Annotated in this window: 19 protein-coding genes; 9 read left to right on the top strand and 10 right to left on the bottom strand. The window is 71.0% G+C overall.

Translation table 11 applies throughout. The features are described 5' to 3' along the window. The first annotated feature begins 94 nt into the window (after nucleotides 1-94). Together RNB18_RS24900 and RNB18_RS24895 are read left to right on the top strand one after the other, a co-directional pair. Nucleotides 95-1,072 (top strand): multicopper oxidase domain-containing protein, encoded by a 978-nt coding sequence (locus RNB18_RS24900; RefSeq protein ID WP_311716323.1) that lies wholly within the window; start codon nucleotides 95-97, stop codon nucleotides 1,070-1,072. 14 nt (nucleotides 1,073-1,086) lie between these two features. Continuing rightward, entirely contained in the window at nucleotides 1,087-2,001 is a 915-nt protein-coding gene (locus RNB18_RS24895) for an ornithine cyclodeaminase family protein (protein ID WP_311716322.1), read from the top strand. A gap of 6 nt (nucleotides 2,002-2,007) precedes the next feature. On the opposite strand, the gene RNB18_RS24890 is transcribed toward RNB18_RS24895, so the two are convergent. Then, nucleotides 2,008-2,262, bottom strand: coding sequence for a hypothetical protein (locus RNB18_RS24890; protein WP_311716321.1), 255 nt, complete (start codon nucleotides 2,260-2,262; stop codon nucleotides 2,008-2,010). A 123-nt stretch (nucleotides 2,263-2,385) separates the two neighbouring features. On the opposite strand from RNB18_RS24890, the gene RNB18_RS24885 reads away from it, so the two are divergent. Continuing rightward, nucleotides 2,386-3,411, top strand: a complete 1,026-nt coding sequence (locus RNB18_RS24885) for a LacI family DNA-binding transcriptional regulator (RefSeq protein WP_311716320.1) — start codon at nucleotides 2,386-2,388, stop codon at nucleotides 3,409-3,411. A gap of 13 nt (nucleotides 3,412-3,424) precedes the next feature. Here the strand turns inward: RNB18_RS24885 and RNB18_RS24880 are convergent, their stop codons facing one another. Next, entirely contained in the window at nucleotides 3,425-4,216 is a 792-nt protein-coding gene (locus RNB18_RS24880; protein WP_311716319.1) for a VOC family protein, read from the bottom strand. Nucleotides 4,217-4,442: 226 nt separating this feature from the next. Between RNB18_RS24880 and RNB18_RS24875 the strand changes: the two genes are divergently transcribed. After that, entirely contained in the window at nucleotides 4,443-4,691 is a 249-nt protein-coding gene (locus tag RNB18_RS24875) for a WhiB family transcriptional regulator (protein ID WP_266514717.1), read from the top strand. Between the two features lie 48 nt (nucleotides 4,692-4,739). On the opposite strand, the gene RNB18_RS24870 is transcribed toward RNB18_RS24875, so the two are convergent. The 5 genes from RNB18_RS24870 to RNB18_RS24850 form a co-directional block, all read right to left on the bottom strand. Continuing rightward, nucleotides 4,740-6,011, bottom strand: a complete 1,272-nt coding sequence (locus RNB18_RS24870) for a PP2C family protein-serine/threonine phosphatase (RefSeq protein WP_311716318.1) — start codon at nucleotides 6,009-6,011, stop codon at nucleotides 4,740-4,742. Nucleotides 6,012-6,106: 95 nt separating this feature from the next. Further along, nucleotides 6,107-6,868, bottom strand: coding sequence for an IclR family transcriptional regulator (locus RNB18_RS24865; RefSeq protein WP_311716317.1), 762 nt, complete (start codon nucleotides 6,866-6,868; stop codon nucleotides 6,107-6,109). 226 nt (nucleotides 6,869-7,094) lie between these two features. Further along, the gene (locus RNB18_RS24860; protein WP_311716316.1) at nucleotides 7,095-8,075 is read right to left on the bottom strand and encodes an acyl-ACP desaturase; all 981 of its coding nucleotides are present in this window, start codon (nucleotides 8,073-8,075) and stop codon (nucleotides 7,095-7,097) included. Between the two features lie 207 nt (nucleotides 8,076-8,282). Beyond that, nucleotides 8,283-9,059 (bottom strand): dimethylargininase, encoded by a 777-nt coding sequence (gene ddaH, locus RNB18_RS24855; protein ID WP_311716315.1) that lies wholly within the window; start codon nucleotides 9,057-9,059, stop codon nucleotides 8,283-8,285. Between the two features lie 130 nt (nucleotides 9,060-9,189). Further along, nucleotides 9,190-9,624, bottom strand: coding sequence for a DUF6194 family protein (locus RNB18_RS24850; RefSeq protein ID WP_311716402.1), 435 nt, complete (start codon nucleotides 9,622-9,624; stop codon nucleotides 9,190-9,192). 51 nt (nucleotides 9,625-9,675) lie between these two features. On the opposite strand from RNB18_RS24850, the gene RNB18_RS24845 reads away from it, so the two are divergent. Then, on the top strand, nucleotides 9,676-10,392 hold the full coding sequence (locus RNB18_RS24845; RefSeq protein ID WP_311716314.1) for a MerR family transcriptional regulator: 717 nt from the start codon (nucleotides 9,676-9,678) through the stop codon (nucleotides 10,390-10,392). On the opposite strand, the gene RNB18_RS24840 is transcribed toward RNB18_RS24845, so the two are convergent. Beyond that, nucleotides 10,361-11,983 (bottom strand): ABC-F family ATP-binding cassette domain-containing protein, encoded by a 1,623-nt coding sequence (locus RNB18_RS24840; RefSeq protein WP_311716313.1) that lies wholly within the window; start codon nucleotides 11,981-11,983, stop codon nucleotides 10,361-10,363. The genes RNB18_RS24845 and RNB18_RS24840 overlap by 32 nt on opposite strands. A gap of 284 nt (nucleotides 11,984-12,267) precedes the next feature. Here RNB18_RS24840 and RNB18_RS24835 point away from each other — a divergent pair, with 284 nt between their 5' ends. Then, complete coding sequence (locus RNB18_RS24835; protein WP_311716312.1) at nucleotides 12,268-12,915, top strand: GOLPH3/VPS74 family protein; 648 nt, start codon at nucleotides 12,268-12,270, stop codon at nucleotides 12,913-12,915. A 401-nt stretch (nucleotides 12,916-13,316) separates the two neighbouring features. Here RNB18_RS24835 and RNB18_RS24825 read toward each other — a convergent pair whose 3' ends face one another. Then, nucleotides 13,317-13,733, bottom strand: coding sequence for a spore wall synthesis regulator SsgD (locus RNB18_RS24825; RefSeq protein ID WP_266510441.1), 417 nt, complete (start codon nucleotides 13,731-13,733; stop codon nucleotides 13,317-13,319). A 260-nt stretch (nucleotides 13,734-13,993) separates the two neighbouring features. On the opposite strand from RNB18_RS24825, the gene RNB18_RS24820 reads away from it, so the two are divergent. Both RNB18_RS24820 and RNB18_RS24815 read left to right on the top strand, forming a co-directional pair. Next, on the top strand, nucleotides 13,994-15,088 hold the full coding sequence (locus RNB18_RS24820; protein WP_311716311.1) for a WD40/YVTN/BNR-like repeat-containing protein: 1,095 nt from the start codon (nucleotides 13,994-13,996) through the stop codon (nucleotides 15,086-15,088). A gap of 50 nt (nucleotides 15,089-15,138) precedes the next feature. Beyond that, nucleotides 15,139-15,468, top strand: coding sequence for a hypothetical protein (locus RNB18_RS24815; protein WP_057610165.1), 330 nt, complete (start codon nucleotides 15,139-15,141; stop codon nucleotides 15,466-15,468). Between the two features lie 3 nt (nucleotides 15,469-15,471). Here the strand turns inward: RNB18_RS24815 and RNB18_RS24810 are convergent, their stop codons facing one another. Beyond that, entirely contained in the window at nucleotides 15,472-15,768 is a 297-nt protein-coding gene (locus tag RNB18_RS24810; RefSeq protein ID WP_311716310.1) for a YciI family protein, read from the bottom strand. Between the two features lie 40 nt (nucleotides 15,769-15,808). On the opposite strand from RNB18_RS24810, the gene RNB18_RS24805 reads away from it, so the two are divergent. Continuing rightward, nucleotides 15,809-16,498 (top strand): endonuclease V, encoded by a 690-nt coding sequence (locus RNB18_RS24805; RefSeq protein WP_311716309.1) that lies wholly within the window; start codon nucleotides 15,809-15,811, stop codon nucleotides 16,496-16,498. Nucleotides 16,499-16,580: the final 82 nt, after the last annotated feature.

The following is a 16,580-nucleotide window of genomic DNA, read 5'->3' as shown; positions in this document are numbered from 1 at the left end:
TGAGTGTGGATAAACGGCTCCGAGGCCGGTACCGTCTCACAGGTTCATCACAGGCACGTCTCCGCAAAACCCGTATCACGGTGGGGAGTTCTGCATGGGCGCACTGGACAGACGTGGGTTCAACCGGCGGGTGCTGCTCGGCGGTGCGGCCGTCGCGACATCGTTGTCTCTCGCGCCGGAGGCCCGGAGCGACGCGGGCCCGGCGACGGCCGCCCCGGGCGGCGAGGTCAAGCGCATCAAGCTGTACGCCGAGAAGCTCGCCGACGGACAGATGGGCTACGGCCTCGAGAAGGGCAAGGCGACCGTCCCCGGTCCGCTCATCGAGCTCAACGAGGGCGACACCCTGCACATCGAGTTCGAGAACACCATGGACGTCAGGGCGAGCCTGCACGTCCACGGCCTGGACTACGAAACCTCCAGCGACGGCACCAAGTTGAACAAGAGCGACGTCGAACCGGGCGGCACCCGCACCTACACCTGGCGCACCCATGTACCGGGCCGCCGGAGCGACGGCACCTGGCGGGCCGGCAGTGCGGGCTACTGGCACTACCACGACCACGTGGTCGGCACGGAACACGGAACCGGCGGCATCCGCAAGGGCCTCTACGGACCCGTGATCGTCCGCCGCAAGGGCGATGTCCTCCCGGACGCGACCCACACGATCGTCTTCAACGACATGCTCATCAACAACAAGCCCGCTCACTCGGGGCCCAACTTCGAGGCCACGGTGGGCGATCGGGTCGAGTTCGTGATGATCACGCACGGCGAGTACTACCACACCTTCCACATGCACGGTCACCGCTGGGCGGACAACCGCACGGGCATGCTCACCGGCCCCGACGACCCGAGCCAGGTCATCGACAACAAGATCGTGGGCCCGGCGGACTCCTTCGGCTTCCAGGTGATCGCGGGGGAGGGGGTCGGGGCGGGCGCGTGGATGTACCACTGCCATGTGCAGAGCCACTCCGACATGGGCATGGTGGGCCTGTTCCTGGTGAAGAAGACGGACGGCACGATCCCCGGTTACGAGCCGCACGAGCACACGGAGCGCCAGGCCGGGCACGCGCACTGACGGATCATGGACGGGTGACTCTTCTTCTCACACGTGGTGATCTGGAAGCGGTGCTGGAGCCTGAGGCCTGCATCGACGCTCTCCGGGACGGCTTCCGGCACGCGGAGGGGGTGCCGATCGCGGGACAACGGGTGCGCACGGACCTCCCGTTCCCCGGTACGGCCACCGCGCTGATCCCGGGCCTGCTTCCCGGCATTGCGGCGTACACGGTGAAGGTCAACGCCAAGTTCCCCGCCGCCCGGCCCGCCCTGCGCGGGGTGATCTGCCTGCACAGCGGCGCCGACGGCGAGTTGCTGGCACTGCTGGACTCGGCGACGGTCACGGCCTGGCGAACAGGCCTCGCGGCCGCCCTGGGCACACATCTGCTCGCCGGCCGGGGAGACGTCGTCGGAGTGATCGGGGCGGGCGCACAGGCCGAGTTGATGGTGCGGGGCCTTGCGGCGCTACGACCCCGCAGCGCCCTCGTCGTCCAGGACACGTCCGCCGATCGCGCCGCGGAGTTCGCCGCGCGACACGGTGGGCGTGTGGTGTCCTGCGCCGCGGAGGTCGCCGTGGCCGCCGACATCGTCCTGTCGGCGACCTGGTCGAGGGAACCACTGCTCCACCTGCGGGACACCAGGCCGGGGCAGCACTTCACGAGCCTGGGTGTGGACGAGCCCGGCAAGGCGGAACTGGCCGCCGATCTACTGGACGCGGCGCTCCTGGTGGTCGACGATCGTGAACTCGCGGCGCGCGTGGGTGTGCTGAGGGCGGCCGACGCGACCCTCGGCGAGGTGGCGCGCTCCGAGCACCCCGGCCGGACGACCGACACGGACCGCACGGTCTACGCCCCCGTGGGCATGCCCTGGCAGGACCTCGCGCTGGCCTGGACGGCGTACGGGCGTGCCGAGCTGGAGGGGATCGGGCGGCGGGTGGATCTGCTGGCTTGACTCCCGTCACGAGATGTCCGGCACCGACCAGTCCAGGGCGGCCGTGTCCTGGACGTAGAGACGCGGACCTCGGGAGACGGTACGGCGGCGCCCGAGCGCACCGCCGTCGGGACGGACCAGGCCACCCTCGGCGCCGGACCCGACGCTCTCCGCGCTGAGACGGCACTCCACGAGCCGGTCGTGATCAGCGCCGTAGCCCCCGAAGAACACGCTGCCCGCCCTGATCCCGGGCGTGAGCAGCCAGTGCGCGGGGCTTGACATGCGGTGGTCCTCACCTCGCGCGCGTCCCGGTGCGCAAGCCCCCTCCACCCACCTCGAGAGCGCTCTCACCCGTCCCCTCGTCCGGGGCTATCCTGATCCGCACCCGCCGACGAGGAGCCCGAAGTGAGCGACACAGCGCCGCGCCCCACACTGGAGGCCGTGGCGGCCCGGGCCGGGGTGTCGCGGGCCACCGTGTCCCGGGTGGTGAACGGTGGGGACGGGGTCAGGGAGCCGCTCGTCGAGCGGGTGCGCAGGGCCGTCGAAGAGCTCGGTTACGTCCCCAACCAGGCCGCCCGCAGTCTCGTCACCCGGCGCCATGACGCCGTCGCCGTGGTCGTGGCCGAACCGGAGACCAGGGTCTTCGCGGACCCCTTCTTCGCGCTGCAACTCCGGGGAATCAGCAAGGAGTTGACCGCCCACGACAATCAACTCGTCCTGCTGCTCACCGAGGGCCGCGACGACCACGCCCGCGTCGGACGCTACCTCGCCGGAGGCCACGTCGACGGCGCGCTGGTCTTCTCGCTGCACCTCGACGACCCGCTGCCGGAACTGATCCAACGGGCCGGTGTCCCGACGGTGTTCGGCGGCCGGCCCGGGTGGAGCGACGGAACGACGGATGTCGTGTACGTCGACAGCGACAACCGGGGCGGTGCCCGCGAGGCCGTGCGGCATCTCGTCGGACTCGGGCGCACCCGTGTCGCCCACATCACCGGCGCCCTCGACCAGACCTCCGCCGCGGACCGGCTCGACGGCTACCGGGACGTCATGGGCGACGCCGACCCGGAGCTTGTCGTGCGGGGCGACTTCACCCCGGCCGGCGGGGAGCGGGCGATGCGCGAACTCCTCGACCGGTGCCCCGACGTGGACGCGGTGTTCGCCGCCAACGACCTCACCGCGTCCGGCGCCCTGCGCGTGCTGCGCGAGCGGGGGCGCCGGGTGCCCGAGGACGTGGCGGTGATCGGCTTCGACGACATGCTGCCGGTCGCCGAACAGACCGATCCGCTGCTGACGACGGTCCGTCAGGACATCGAGGAGATGGGCCGGTTGATGGCCCGCCTGCTGCTGCGAGACCTCGACCGCAGGAGCGGGGGAGCCACCCCGGCCGGTGTCGTCCTGCCGACCACGCTGATCCGCCGCGCCTCGGCGTGATCCCCCGCCCCGGTCACGTCTGCTGCGGGGCGCTCTTGATGACCGCGAAGCGGGCGCCGTGCGGGTCGGCCAGCTTGGCGACCCGGCCGACCCCCGGCACGTCGGTGGCGGGCAGCCGGATGCTGCCGCCCAGCTCCTGTGCCTTCGCCACCGTCTCGTCCGTGTCCGTGACCTCGAAGTACGGCATCCAGTACGCCCCGGCCCGCGCCTCCAGTGGGTCGTCGGCGAGCGGGACGATGCCGCCGAACATGGCGTCCTCGCCCTGCCCGTCCGGCAGCACGGTCGTGTATGTGCCGCCCGGGAAGTCGACCCCGTAGGTCTCCAGGCCGAGAGCCGCTCGGTAGAAGTAGGCGGCCATCGGCAGGTCGGCCGTGTACAGCTCGACCCAGCACAGCGAGCCCGGCTCCTGAGTGACCTGGAGCCCCTTGTTCTGCTTGGGCTGCCAGATGCCGAAGGGCACGCCCGCCTTGTCGGCGAGGATCGCCATGCGGCCCTGGTCCATCACGTCCATGGGCTGCATCAGCACCGAGCCGTGCGCCTGCTCGGCCGCCTTCGCGGTGGCGTCCGCGTCCGGGGTCTGGAAGTACACGGTCCAGGAGGGCGGGCCCTGCTCCGGCGTGGTCTGCATGCCGCCCGCGGCGGTTTTGCCGGCGAGCTGGAAGAAGCCGTAACCGCCGGCTTCGGGCGGGCCCGGCTGGAAGTCCCAGCCGAACAGGCCGCCGTAGAAGGTGGTGGCGCCGTCGATGTCCGGGGTGCCGAGGTCGAGCCAGTTCGGAGCGCCGGTGACATAACGGGTCGTGAGCATCTCTGCCCTCCTCTGAGGGGTCCCGTTGCCTGCACTGCCGAGTCTTGCACCGTCCACTGACAATCGCCGCCGGGACGACGCCGCGAACCGTCGGATGAACCGTTTCCGCGCGCCGCCGTGCACCCCCGTAACGGACGGAGGAGCATCGAGGCGACCGGCGGTCATGAACGGGGCCGTTGATCGCGCGTTGATCGAACGTTTTTCGCTGCGCGGCACGATCTCGGCCATGCACATCGACACCATCACCCCGACCGACCCCGCCTGGCAGGCGCAGGCGTTGTGCGCGCAGACCGGGGCGGACTTCTTCTTTCCCGAGCCGGGCAGCTCGGTGCGAGAGGCGAAGCGCATCTGCGGCATGTGCGAGATGCGCTCGGCCTGCCTCGAGTACGCCCTGGCCAACGACGAACGCTTCGGCGTCTGGGGCGGCCTCTCCGAGAAGGAACGGCTGGCGATCAGGCGGGTGGAAAACCGATGAGCCGACCCTAAGTCGTTGACCAGGGGTTTCTCACCTCAGTGAGGCGTTCTATTCGGGCTTTATGAGGGCGGCGACGGGGAAACCTGGGTCCGCCGTTCCTTCGGTCTTCTCGGCAGCCTGGCTTCCGTCGACCGACCCCGCGGCAGAGGCCCGGGCTTGGGACGAGACGGAGCGTGAGCCGCTGCTGCCGCTGCCGCGACCGGCGTCCGACACCGCTTCGGGAACGGCGGCTTCGCTTGCGGAAGCGGCCGGTTTGCGGAGCAGGAGCAGCGCCGCGTCGTCGTGCAGTCGGCCGCCCACATGCGTCAGCAGTTCGTCATGGAGCGCGGTGAGGGTCCCGGCCGGCTCGTCGGACACGTGGCGGGCCAGCCCTTCGGCGAGCGGGTAGAACTCACGGCTGTGGTTGCGGGCCTCGGTGACCCCGTCGGTGTAGAGCAGCAGCTGATCCCCGTCGGCGAAAGCCAGCACCTGGAGGCTGGGGGTCTCGTCCGTGAGGGCGCGCAGCCCGAGGGGCGGGGCCGGATGGGCGGGCTCCACCGCCACGACGGCGCCGGATTCGCGCACCAGGAGCGGCGGCGCGTGGCCACAGTTGACCACCTCCAGATGGCCTGCCTGCGGGTACCCGGCGACCACGGCGGTGACGAAGTCGTCAGCACCAAGGTTGCGCGCCAGGCTCCGCTCGATCCTGCCGACGACGGCGAGGAGATCGGGCTCGTCGTAGGCGGCCTCACGGAAGACACCGACTACGAGTGCGGCGGTCCCCACGGCCGGCAGCCCCTTGCCGCGCACATCGCCGACGATCAGCCTGACCCCGTACGGGGTGGGCACCAGCGCGTAGAGATCCCCGCCTATACGGGCCTCCGCCGCCGCGGCGCTGTAGCGAACGGCCACCTGGAACGGGCCGACAGTCGCCGGTACGGGCTTGAGGAGCGCATGCTGGGCGGCCTCCGCGACCGAGCGGACGGCCGCGAGCACCCGTTCACGACGCCCGCGCAACGCGCTGGCGAGGCCACTTGCCAGCGTGACGGCCGCCAGGGCGGACAGTACGGCCGTCAGCTCATGTCCCGGAACGCCGTCCCGGGTTCCGAGCGTCGCCCCCAGTACCGCGGCGAGGAGGCCGACCCAGAGGACTCCGCGCGGCCCGCCGGTGGTGGCGGCCAGCGCCGGCCCGGCCGCGAGCAGTGGCAGCCAGATCGTCCCTGCTCCGCACACGACGGCGACGAGCACGATGACGGAGACGATCAGCACGGGCAGTGCGGGTATACCGGCGGCCAACTGTGCGACGACACGGTCGCCGCCGCGGTTTCGAACCTGACTCATGCTTCGTCCGTAGTCCTCACCTTGTGCGGGGGTTGCTGAAATGTCTCTTTCATCCAGGAAAGAGGTATGGCTCGGGCACCACAAGGAGGGGGTTTTCAGATAGTGAGCGAGAGACCCCTGGTCACGCGACTCGCGGCCGGGATCAGCCGCGCCAGGATCTCCTCGAGTCGCGAGAGCCGGTCCGCCCGCAGTGAGACGCCAAGCGAGCCGACTGTGTCCCCGTTGTAGACGGGCACGGCGACACAGACCGTACCGAGGGCATACTCCTCCAGGTCCGTGACGGCCGGGGCCACGGGTGAGGAGTCGAGCCGACGGAGCAGTTCCGGACGGCTGGTGATGGTCCGTGGTGTGAGGTCGGCGAGGGCGTGCCGGGAGAGGTAGTCCTTGCGTGAGGCGTCATCCAGCTCTCGCAGCACGGACTTGCCCAACGCGGTGGCATGTCCCGCGTCCTCGAATCCCACCCAGAGGTCGACACGGGGCGCCTGGGGGCCGTCGACGATCTCGGCGACTCGAATCTCGCCCTCCTCGTAGAAGGTGAGGTAGGCGGCGGTCGCGAGGTCGTCCCGCAGAGCGGCGAGCGTGGGGCGGACGCGGCTGAGCAACGCCTGCCCGCGGCTCGTGGTGTGCAGCGTCTGCAGCTTGTCGCCCAGGACGAACCCGCCGTCGTCCAGTTTCCGTACGTATCCGTCGTGGACCAGCGTCCGCAGCAGGTGATAGGTGGTGGCCAGGGGCAGCCCCGTCTCACGTGCCAGTTTCTTCGCCGGCGCACCGTTCTCGTGCGCGCTGACCGCCTCCAGCAGGCGGAGGGCACGCTGCACGGAACCGATGAGCGTAGGGCCACCGTCGTGAGCACCCATACGACCAGCGTGCGCCGAGCACACGACGCAGGCAAGGCGCGCGCCCCTTCTCGGCTTGCCGCTGCATCAACGTGCTGCACGCAACGCAGGTTCGAATCCAGCCGCCCCGCCCTCTCAGCAGGAAGCCGACGGCCCGCTGATCCTTGCTGCCGTCATGCATGGCCGCGTGATGCCCCGGGCGGCGGGCGGCCCGCACCGGATATTCGGCGGGCCGGCCGGACCGGCGTCAGGCCCCTGCCGCGCGCGCCGCCATCCGCGCCTTGCGCGCCGCCAGCTTCTCGTCGAACTTCGACGCCTCCGCGTCCAGGCCGGCCATGTACAGGCCGAGTTCCTCCTGGGCCTTGAGGCCCTCGGGGCCGAGACCGTCGATCTCCAGGACCTTCAGGTAGCGCAGGACGGGCTGGATGACGTCGTCGTGGTGGATGCGCATGTTGTAGATCTCGCCGATCGCCATCTGCGCGGCGGCCCGCTCGAAGCCGGGCATGCCGTGGCCGGGCATCCGGAAGTTCACGATGACGTCGCGCACCGCCATCATCGTCAGGTCGGGCGCCAGCTCGAAGGCCGCCTTCAGCAGATTCCGGTAGAAGACCATGTGCAGGTTCTCGTCGGTGGCGATGCGGGCCAGCATGCGGTCGCAGACCGGGTCCCCGGACTGGTGGCCGGTGTTGCGGTGCGAGACGCGGGTCGCGAGCTCCTGGAAGGAGACGTAGGCCACCGAGTGCAGCATCGAGTGGCGGTTGTCCGACTCGAAGCCCTCGCTCATGTGGGCCATCCGGAACTGCTCCAGCTGGTCCGGGTCCACCGCGCGCGAGGCGAGCAGATAGTCGCGCATCACGATGCCGTGCCGGCCCTCCTCGGCGGTCCAGCGGTGCACCCAGGTGCCCCAGGCGCCGTCGCGGCCGAAGAGCGAGGCGATCTCGTGGTGGTAGCTGGGGAGGTTGTCCTCCGTGAGGAGGTTCACGACGAGGGCGATCCGGCCGATCTCGGTGACCTTGGACTGGCCCTTCTCCCAGGCCTCGCCGTCCTCGAAGAGACCGGGGAAGTTGCGGCCGTCGCTCCACGGGACGTACTCGTGCGGCATCCAGTCCTTGGTGACCTTCAGGTGCCGGTTGAGTTCCTGCTCGACCACTTCCTCCAGCGCGTACAGCAGTCGCGCGTCGGTCCAGGCGGAGGACGGGCTGCCGAGGTGAGGGGAAGTGATCGTCACAGGTACTCCAGGGGGACGCGGCGAACAATTGAGGGGGATCGGCGAGCGGCGCCGGGAACCTACGGAATCGTAGGCTACGAAACCGTAGGTTACGACACCGTAGGTTAAGAGCCCCGTAAAGATCCCTGATCAGCGGTGTTCCCCGGGCATGACAAGCGGCCCCGGGAACCGCAGGTCCGGGGCCGTTGGAATGCCGCGCACGCCCGATCAGGCATACAGGTCCCGCAGTCGAACTGAGAGACACGTCACACAGCCTTCGAGCTTCTCGAACTCGCTGATGTCCACCACAACCGGTTCGAAACCGAGGTCGGTGAGCAGCTCCACCGTCTTCGGCGCGCTCGCCGCCATGAGCAGCTTGGGGCCGCCGAGCAGGACGACATGGGCCCCGGCCTCCTCGGGCACGGACAGGAAGCGCGGGAAGAGCGCGGGCCGGTCCACCTTGGGGATGTGCCCGATGACGGTTCCGTCGGGCAGCGCGGTGACCGCCGACTTCAGGTGCAGCACCTTGTTCACCGGTACGGCGACCACCTGGGCCCCGAGCGGCTCGAAGGCGGCCCGCAGCTGCTGGACACCGGCCGCGTTGGTACGACCGCCCCGGCCGACGTAGATCGTGTCGTCGATCTTCAGCACGTCGCCGCCGTCCAGGGTGCCCGGCTCCCAGATCCAGTTCACCGAGCAGCCCAGGCGCGCCACGGCCTCCTCGACGCCGATGGTCTCCTCGCGCCGGGACTCCGCGCCGGAGCGGGCGATCAGCGCGACGTTCTTGTACATGACCACGGTGTCCTCGACGAACACCGAGTCCGGGCAGTCGTCCTCCGGGTCCACCTCGACGGTCTCCCAGCCGTGCGCGCGCAGGGCCTCGACATACGTCTCCCACTGTTCGAGCGCGAGGTCGACGTCGACCTTCTCCCGCTCGACGTGCGTCACCAGACCTTCGGCGAGGCGCGGGCTGGGGCGGCGGACGAGGGCCTTCTTGCTGGGCACGAGGGGAACTCCGTATCGGCGGGACAGGGGCGGCATCCGTGACGGGCGCCGGTCAGCCATCATGCAGCGCCGGTCCGTGTCGACAAAACCCCCGTAGTCAGGCTGTGGCCCTCCTGAGACGCTCCACGGCTCACGAGTGCCGCCGCGCCGCACGCGCGCGTGCCGCCTCGTGGGCCTCACGCAGCAGTCGTACGACGGTCCCGGTCGTCCGCTCGCCGGGATTCACGACGCAGATCCAGCCGAGGGGGCCGTAGACCGGGTGCGGCAGCACCACGTCGGCCGCCGCGAGGTCGTACCGCCCCGCGAGGAGTTCCGGAAGCGCCGTCCGGCCGACATGGACGTTGACCCGCCAGCGGCCCGGGGGGTCGAGGTCGGACGCGCTGTCGTCGGGGTAGTTCTTGGTGACGATCGTGCCGTAGGGCTGTGTGGTCCGGGGCATCCGGCCGTCGGGGGCGTAGTAGAAGAACGCGTCGCCCCACGCGATCTCGGGAAAGTCCCCACCCGGCTCCGGGACGACAACGAGCGCCCCCTCGAAGCCGCGCACGGTCGCGATGATCTGCTCCATACTCATGGTTCAAGCGTGACCTTCAAGTGCTTATGTGGGGTTGGCCGAACGATGCGCACCGTCGACGTCGCCAGGGAGTCCGGGTACTCCGTGCAGCAGGTGCGCGACCTGGAGCGACTCGGGGTGATTCCGCCGGCCGTGCGGTCGGACAACGGCTACCGCTCCTACACGGCGCTCCACGTGCACGCTCTGCGCGCCTATCGAGGACTCGCCGGTGCCGTCGGCCCCGTCGAGGCCCGGCGCCTGCTCGCCGAGCTGCGGACGGCGACGATCGAGGAGGCGGCCGCGGCGGTCGACGGGGTCCACGCCCGGCTCGCGCGGGAACGCGAGGAGGCACTGCGCGCCCAGCGGGCGCTCCAGGGCATCCAGGCCGAAGAGGACGGCCGGGACGACGACCCCATGACCATCACGCAGCTCGCGGAGGCGCTCGGCGTGCGGTCCTCCACCCTCAGGTTCTGGGAGCAGGAGGGGCTCGTGCTCCCCGAGCGGGTGACCACCCTGCGCGCGCGTCGCTACGGGCCGGCGGCCATCGGGGCCGCACGTGTCGTCGCCGCCCTGCGCGCCGGCGGTTACGGCATTCCGGCCGTGCGCGAGGTCATGGGTTCCCTCGACGGCCGCGACGGACTGGAGGACGCCCGGCGCATCCTGCGGGGACGACTCGACCAGCTCGCCGCCCGGAGCGTGGCGCTGCTCCGGGCGGGCGCGGATCTGGCGGCCGTCGTCACCGCCGTGGACGCTATGCGGGGAACTCCAGGTCCTCCGGAGTGACCTCCCGCAGCTCACCGTCCAGCATCAGCCAGCGCGTGATGCCGATCGACTCCAGGAACGGCAGATCGTGACTGGCCACGACCAGCGCGCCCTCGTACGACTCCAGGGCTGACGTCAGTTGCCGCACGCTCGCCATGTCGAGGTTGTTCGTCGGCTCGTCGAGCATGAGCAGCTGGGGTGCGGGCTCCGCCAGCATCAGCGCGGCCAGGGCCGCCCGGAAGCGTTCGCCACCGGACAGCGTCGACGCCTGCTGGTCGGCCCGGGCGCCCCGGAACAGGAAGCGGGCAAGACGGGCCCGCACCCGGTTGTTGGTGGCACCCGGTGCGAACCGGGCCACGTTCTCGGCGACCGACAGCTCGCCGTCGAGGACGTCCAGTCGCTGGGGCAGGAAGCGGAGCGGGACATGTGCCGTCGCTTCGCCCGACACCGGCTCCAGTTCCCCGGCGATCGTGCGCAGCAGCGTCGTCTTGCCCGCGCCGTTGCGCCCGATCAGCGCGACCCGCTCGGGGCCCCGCAGATCGAGGCCGCCCTTCACCCGTGCGCCGTAGGCGAGTTCCAGATCCATGAGAGTCAGCACCGTACGGCCCGGCGGCACGGCCGTGTACGGCAGGTCGACGCGGATCTCGTCGTCGTCCCGCACGGCCTCCGCCGCCTCGTCGAGCCGGTCCTTGGCCTCGGCGAGTTTCTCCTCGTGCATGATGCGGTGCTTGCCCGCGGACTCCTGTGCCGACCGCTTGCGCGCCCCCATGACGATCTTCGGCTCGCGCTTCTGCTCGAACATCTTCTGGCCGTACCGCTTGCGGCGGGCCAACTTGACCTGGGCGTCGGCCAGTTCACGCTTCTGCTTGCGGAAGTCGGACTCGGCGACCCGCACCATCCGCTCCGCCGCGTCCTGTTCGACGGCGAGAGCCTCCTCGTAGGCGGAGAAGTTGCCGCCGTACCAGGTGACCTCTCCGGAGCGCAGATCGGCGATCTGGTCGACCAGGTCGAGGAGTTCGCGGTCGTGGCTGACCACGACCATGACCCCGGGCCAGGAGGCGACGGCCGTGTACAGGCGCCTGCGGGCGTACAGGTCGAGGTTGTTGGTGGGCTCGTCGAGAAGCAGGACCTCCGGGCGGCGCAACAGCAGCGCCGCCAGCCGCAGCAGCACCGACTCGCCGCCCGAGACCTCGCCGATCCCGCGGTCCAACTCGATGTGGCCGAGCCCGAGTTCGCCCAGGGTGGCCAGGGCCCGCTCCTCCACGTCCCAGTCGTCGCCGACCGTCTCGAAGTGCTCCTCGGCCACGTCGCCCGCCTCGATGGCGTGCAGGGCGGCGCGCTGCGCGGCGATGCCGAGCGCCTCGTCGACCTTCAGGCCGGTGTCGAGCGTGACGTTCTGCGGCAGGTAACCGACCTCGCCCGCCACGCGCACGGCGCCGTCGGCCGGGGCGAGTTCACCGGCGATGAGCTTCAACAAGGTTGATTTTCCTGACCCGTTGACGCCGACGAGACCGGTCCGGCCGGAGCCGAAGGCGACGTCGAGGCCCTCGAAGACAGGGGTGCCGTCGGGCCAGGAGAATGCGAGCGAGGTGCAGGTGATGGAAGTAGACATACGAGTCTCCGCGGTTGCTCGAAGCGAGAAGGGGCAAACGCGTATCGAGACACCCGCAGCGACGGGAGACGAGAGGAAACCGGAGGGTGGGGACAGGGCCCTGCTCGTCGGAACGGCTCGTATGCCGAGGTCGCACGCAGCGCACACACCTCAGGTGTGTGACACGGTGTCTCAGGACCTCAGACGAGCAACGTCCTTCTCCGATCGACGACAACAGAACCGTTGTACAACGTACGAGGCGGCCGCAGGGCTGTCAACGAGTTAAATGCACCCCAGGAGGCCCCGTGCCCGTCGGCCCGCTCTCCCTGCCCGCCCACCTCTACCTGCTGGCCTGGGACACCTCGAAGTCCGAGATCACCGGTGTCACCCAGATCCCCCAGCTGGTCCGGGCCGGTGCGCTCACCGAGCTGGCCCAGCGCGGGCTGCTCCTCGACGACGACGGCATCGCCACACCGGTCGACATGGACGCGTCCACCGGCGACGCCGTCCTGGACGGGCTTCTCGAACTGGTCCGCGAATCCCGGCCGCACCGGTGGCGGTCCTGGGTGACGCTCCACGCCCGGATCACCCTGGACGCCGTACGGGAACAACTCGCCGCCGGGGGAAGTCTGCGGGCGCGGAAAAGGCGGGCCCTCGGGCTCTTCCCCACGGTCGAGTACGACCTGGCGCGTCCGGCCGCGGTGGAGGCGCTCCAGGAGGAGGCACGGCGGATCCTGCGGGGGCCGGCCCCGGCCGTGGACATCTCCGACCGGGACGCGGCCGTCGTCGCGCTCGCGGCCGCCGCCGGACTGCGGACCCTGCTGCCCCGCAAGGAGTCGCACGACACCCGGGTCGAGGAGCTGATCGAGCGCAGCGGACAGGCGGCCCCGGCGCTCCGGAAGGTCGTCCACGAGCTGCGCGGGGCGGTGGCGGCGGCCTCGGCCGGCGCCTGAACACCGCATGGCGCCCCGCCGCGGCCACCACCAGCGCGGGGCTCTCCTGGGCCCTGGGCGCCGCGGACGGTGACCACTTGGGCCGGGTGCGGGCCCTGGGGGCCGTAGGCGTGCTGTTGTTCGTGAACGCCTGGATCGACACGTTCCTGCGCGGCGCCGGGGGTGTGCACCTCCCACGCCTTTCGGGCAGCGGGGGAGGATCTCACCCCTGGAGCGGGCCGCCGCCTACCTCGCCGTGGGTGCCGACGGGATCTTCGTCCCCGGGGCCGTCGACCCGGGGACCGTCGAATTCCTCGTCGACGGCGTGCTGAACGTCATGGCCGGACGCGGCACCCTCCCGTCGCCGAGCCGGCCGACGGGCTCGACCACGGTGAGCTCCACGCCCTCTTCGGTGGCCCGCCTCAGTAGGCGTCCCGCATCAGCTCCGCCAGGTCGTGGTCGAGGTCGAGCTGGAGGTGCTCCAGGCCGGTCGGCACCAGGTCGTTCGTCGCCTCCAGGAACCGGCGCAGCTCACCCGTGCGCACATGCACGACGGCGGTGCCCTCGGGGGCGTGGAACTCGAGAACGGTGCGGTCGTAGCCGTACGGCCGCACCCGGACGTCCCCGTGGCCATCGGGCTCGTGCAGGCCGGTGCTGAGCAGGTCGCGGCTGAAGGTCCAGCAGACCTCGACCCCCTCCAGGGTGGCCGGGGCGGGGAAGGTCATACGGACCGCGAACGGATCGCAGCGGTCGTAGTGCAGTGTGGCGGGAATGCTCGGCATCCGCGGTGCCGCGGCGACGAGACGGGCCTCGACGGGCTGCTCGATGACGGTGGACAACGCCTTGCTCCCTTGTGACGGCTGGTGGGGCTTCGGGGTGAGGACGGGCACTGGAAGAGACGACGGAATGAGCCAATCCGTGTACACGAAAGTCGAGTGACCTCTGTCACCGTCTTCATGCACGGGTGTGATTCAGTCCTCTTCCCGTGCCCCGAGAGGCACTTGTGGCAACCTCCGCATCACCGGGCGGGCGGCCGAGGGCATCTGGACGCCGCCGGGAGCGTGGACTAGCTTCGCCCGCCATGAGGCGCTTGGGGAACATGCGAGGCAAGAGACGTACGGGCCTGACGAGCCGGACCATCGCCGTGGGGGTGGCCTGTGCGGCGGCGCTGGCCGCCCTGACCGCCGTACCGGCCGAGGCGCACGGTCCCGACGGCCGCACTCCGCACTGGGAGCTCAAGGACAGCGGCAACCCCGAGGTGCGGTTCCGCGGGCTGTCGGCCGTCAGCCGGGACACCGCCTGGCTGGCCGGTACCCAGGGCACCGTGCTGCGCACCACGGACGGTGGCGCGAGCTGGCGAAACGTCTCGCCGCCCGGCACCGCCGAACTCCAGTTCCGCGACATCGAGTCCTTCGACGCGCGCCGGGCGGTGGTCCTGGCCATCGGAGAGGGCGAGGCGTCCCGCGTGTACCGCACCGACGACGGCGGCGCGACCTGGACCGAGTCCTTCCGCAACACCGACGCCAAGGCCTTCTACGACTGCCTCACCTTCTTCGACCGCCGCCACGGCCTCGCCATGAGCGACCCGGTGGACGGGAAGTTCCGCATCCTGTCGACCTCCGACGGCGGCCGTTCCTGGAAGGTGCTGCCGAACACCGGGATGCCGGCCGCGCTCGACGGCGAGGCAGGCTTCGCGGCGAGCGGGCAGTGCCTGGTCAGTTCCGGGCCGCGGGACGTCTGGCTGGCCACCGGCGGGGCGGCACGCGCGCGTGTACTGCACTCCGCCGACCGGGGGCTGACCTGGACGGCCTCCGACACGCCGATCCCGGCGGGCGACCCGGCCAAGGGGGTCTTCGCGCTCGCCTTCCGCGACCGCGCGCACGGGCTCGCGGTCGGCGGCGACTACCGCCCCGACCAGAGCTCTCCGCAGGCCGCCGCCCGAACCGGCGACGGGGGCGCCGCCTGGCGGCCCGCCGCAGTCCCGGTGAACGGCTACCGCTCCGGAGTGGCCTGGCTCCCGCACAGCCGCACCGCCGCTCTCGCGGTCGGCCCCACCGGCACCGACCTCACCCGGGACGGCGGCCGGACCTGGCGGACCGTCGACACCGGCTCGTACGACACCGTGGACTGCACGGTCGACGGCGGCTGCTGGGCGGCCGGGGAGAAGGGGCGGGTGGCACGTCTGGAGGGCTGAGGGGCGGAATGTGGGTACCCGGTCGCCGACGGCGAAAGGAGTGATCCCCTATGCCAGCCGGTTCGAGCTCCAAGCGCGAGCGTCAGTACGAGCACATCAAGGAGAGCGCCCAGGACCGGGGCGAGAGCACCGGACGGGCCAAGGAGATCGCGGCCCGGACGGTCAACAAGGAACGCGCCCGGTCCGGCGAGTCCAAGACCGCCAGCCGCACCTCGACCCAGGACATGTCCTCGGGCAAGCGGGGCGGCCAGCGGTCCGGCAAGGGCTCCCAGGGCCCGACCTACGACCAGCTCTACGAGGAAGCCAAACGCAAGGGCGTCAAGGGCCGTTCGGACATGAACAAGAGCCAGCTCCAGCGTGCCCTGGGCGGCAAGAGCTGACCCTCAGTCCAGGGTCTCGCGGTACTCCTCCAGCGCGGGGGCCGTCTTCGTCGCGGCGAACTCGGTGACGCGGTACGCGCACACCCCGGCCGCGACGAACGGGTCACCCGCGACGGTCTCCTGGATCCGCGCGCGGTCCTCCGCGACGGCGATGATCACTCCGCCGTCGCGGGGGTTCTTGCGTCCGGACGCCAGGAAGACGCCTCGCTCGTACTGCTCTTCCAGCCAGGCGACATGCGCCGGCAGCACGGCGTCCACGGCATCGAGCGGGGCGGTGTAGGTCAGCTCCAGTACGAACATGATCGCGAGGGTACGCGCCTCGCCGTACCCTCGTCCCACCATGACGACCGTAGACATTCCCGCGGGCTGGCCCGCGACCGAGGAGCAGGCCCGCGCGGTCCAGGACGAGTTGAGGGCGAGGACGGTCCTCGACGAGCCCGGTCCGCCGCCCGGCACCGGCCATGTCACCGGGGTCGACGTGGCCTACGACGACGAACGGGACGTCGTCGCCGCAGCGGCCGTCGTGCTGGACGCGGCGACCCTGGACGTCGTCGCCGAGGCCACGGCCGTCGGGCGGATCTCCTTCCCGTACGTCCCCGGCCTGCTCGCCTTCCGTGAGATCCCCACGGTCCTCGCCGCCCTCGGCGCCCTGCCGGGTCCGCCCGGCCTGGTCGTCTGCGACGGGTACGGCCTCGCCCATCCCCGCCGCTTCGGCCTCGCGAGCCACCTGGGCGTGCTCACCGGCCTGCCGACGATCGGCGTCGCCAAGAACCCGTTCGCCTTCACCTACGACGATCCCGGCGCCCGGCGCGGCGCGTGGGCACCGCTGCTCGCGGACGCGGAGGAGGTGGGCCGGGCCCTGCGGACCCGCGAGGCCGTGAAGCCGGTCTTCGTCTCGGTCGGCCACCGCGTGAGCCTCGACAACGCCTGCGCCCACACCCTCGCCCTCACGCCCGCGTATCGGCTCCCGGAGACGACCCGCAGGGCGGACGCGCTGTGCCGGAAGGCGCTGCGGGAGGCGACCGCCTGACCGCGCTCCAGGAGGGGACGGAGCCAGGGGGGACTGAGTACGTCGTCTGAGTACCTGTACGGATGTGCGCACCCCGGTGCGA

It is taken from the genome of Streptomyces doebereineriae, assembly GCF_031845645.1.
GTDB classification, from domain to species: domain Bacteria; phylum Actinomycetota; class Actinomycetes; order Streptomycetales; family Streptomycetaceae; genus Streptomyces; species Streptomyces canus.
This window is presented reverse-complemented; position numbering and strand designations above follow the sequence as displayed.

Excerpts from the sequence above, each read along its gene's own strand:
- RNB18_RS24900 (WP_311716323.1), top strand. The coding sequence starts at position 95 with ATGGGCGCACTGGACAGACGTGGGTTCAACCGGCGGGTGCTGCTCGGC.
- RNB18_RS24890 (WP_311716321.1), bottom strand. The coding sequence starts at position 2,262 with ATGTCAAGCCCCGCGCACTGGCTGCTCACGCCCGGGATCAGGGCGGGC.
- RNB18_RS24880 (WP_311716319.1), bottom strand. The coding sequence starts at position 4,216 with ATGCTCACGACCCGTTATGTCACCGGCGCTCCGAACTGGCTCGACCTC.
- RNB18_RS24875 (WP_266514717.1), top strand. The coding sequence starts at position 4,443 with ATGCACATCGACACCATCACCCCGACCGACCCCGCCTGGCAGGCGCAG.
- RNB18_RS24870 (WP_311716318.1), bottom strand. The coding sequence starts at position 6,011 with ATGAGTCAGGTTCGAAACCGCGGCGGCGACCGTGTCGTCGCACAGTTG.
- RNB18_RS24865 (WP_311716317.1), bottom strand. The coding sequence starts at position 6,868 with ATGGGTGCTCACGACGGTGGCCCTACGCTCATCGGTTCCGTGCAGCGT.
- RNB18_RS24850 (WP_311716402.1), bottom strand. The coding sequence starts at position 9,624 with ATGGAGCAGATCATCGCGACCGTGCGCGGCTTCGAGGGGGCGCTCGTT.
- RNB18_RS24845 (WP_311716314.1), top strand. The coding sequence starts at position 9,676 with ATGCGCACCGTCGACGTCGCCAGGGAGTCCGGGTACTCCGTGCAGCAG.
- RNB18_RS24840 (WP_311716313.1), bottom strand. The coding sequence starts at position 11,983 with ATGTCTACTTCCATCACCTGCACCTCGCTCGCATTCTCCTGGCCCGAC.
- RNB18_RS24820 (WP_311716311.1), top strand. The coding sequence starts at position 13,994 with ATGCGAGGCAAGAGACGTACGGGCCTGACGAGCCGGACCATCGCCGTG.
- RNB18_RS24815 (WP_057610165.1), top strand. The coding sequence starts at position 15,139 with ATGCCAGCCGGTTCGAGCTCCAAGCGCGAGCGTCAGTACGAGCACATC.
- RNB18_RS24810 (WP_311716310.1), bottom strand. The coding sequence starts at position 15,768 with ATGTTCGTACTGGAGCTGACCTACACCGCCCCGCTCGATGCCGTGGAC.
- RNB18_RS24805 (WP_311716309.1), top strand. The coding sequence starts at position 15,809 with ATGACGACCGTAGACATTCCCGCGGGCTGGCCCGCGACCGAGGAGCAG.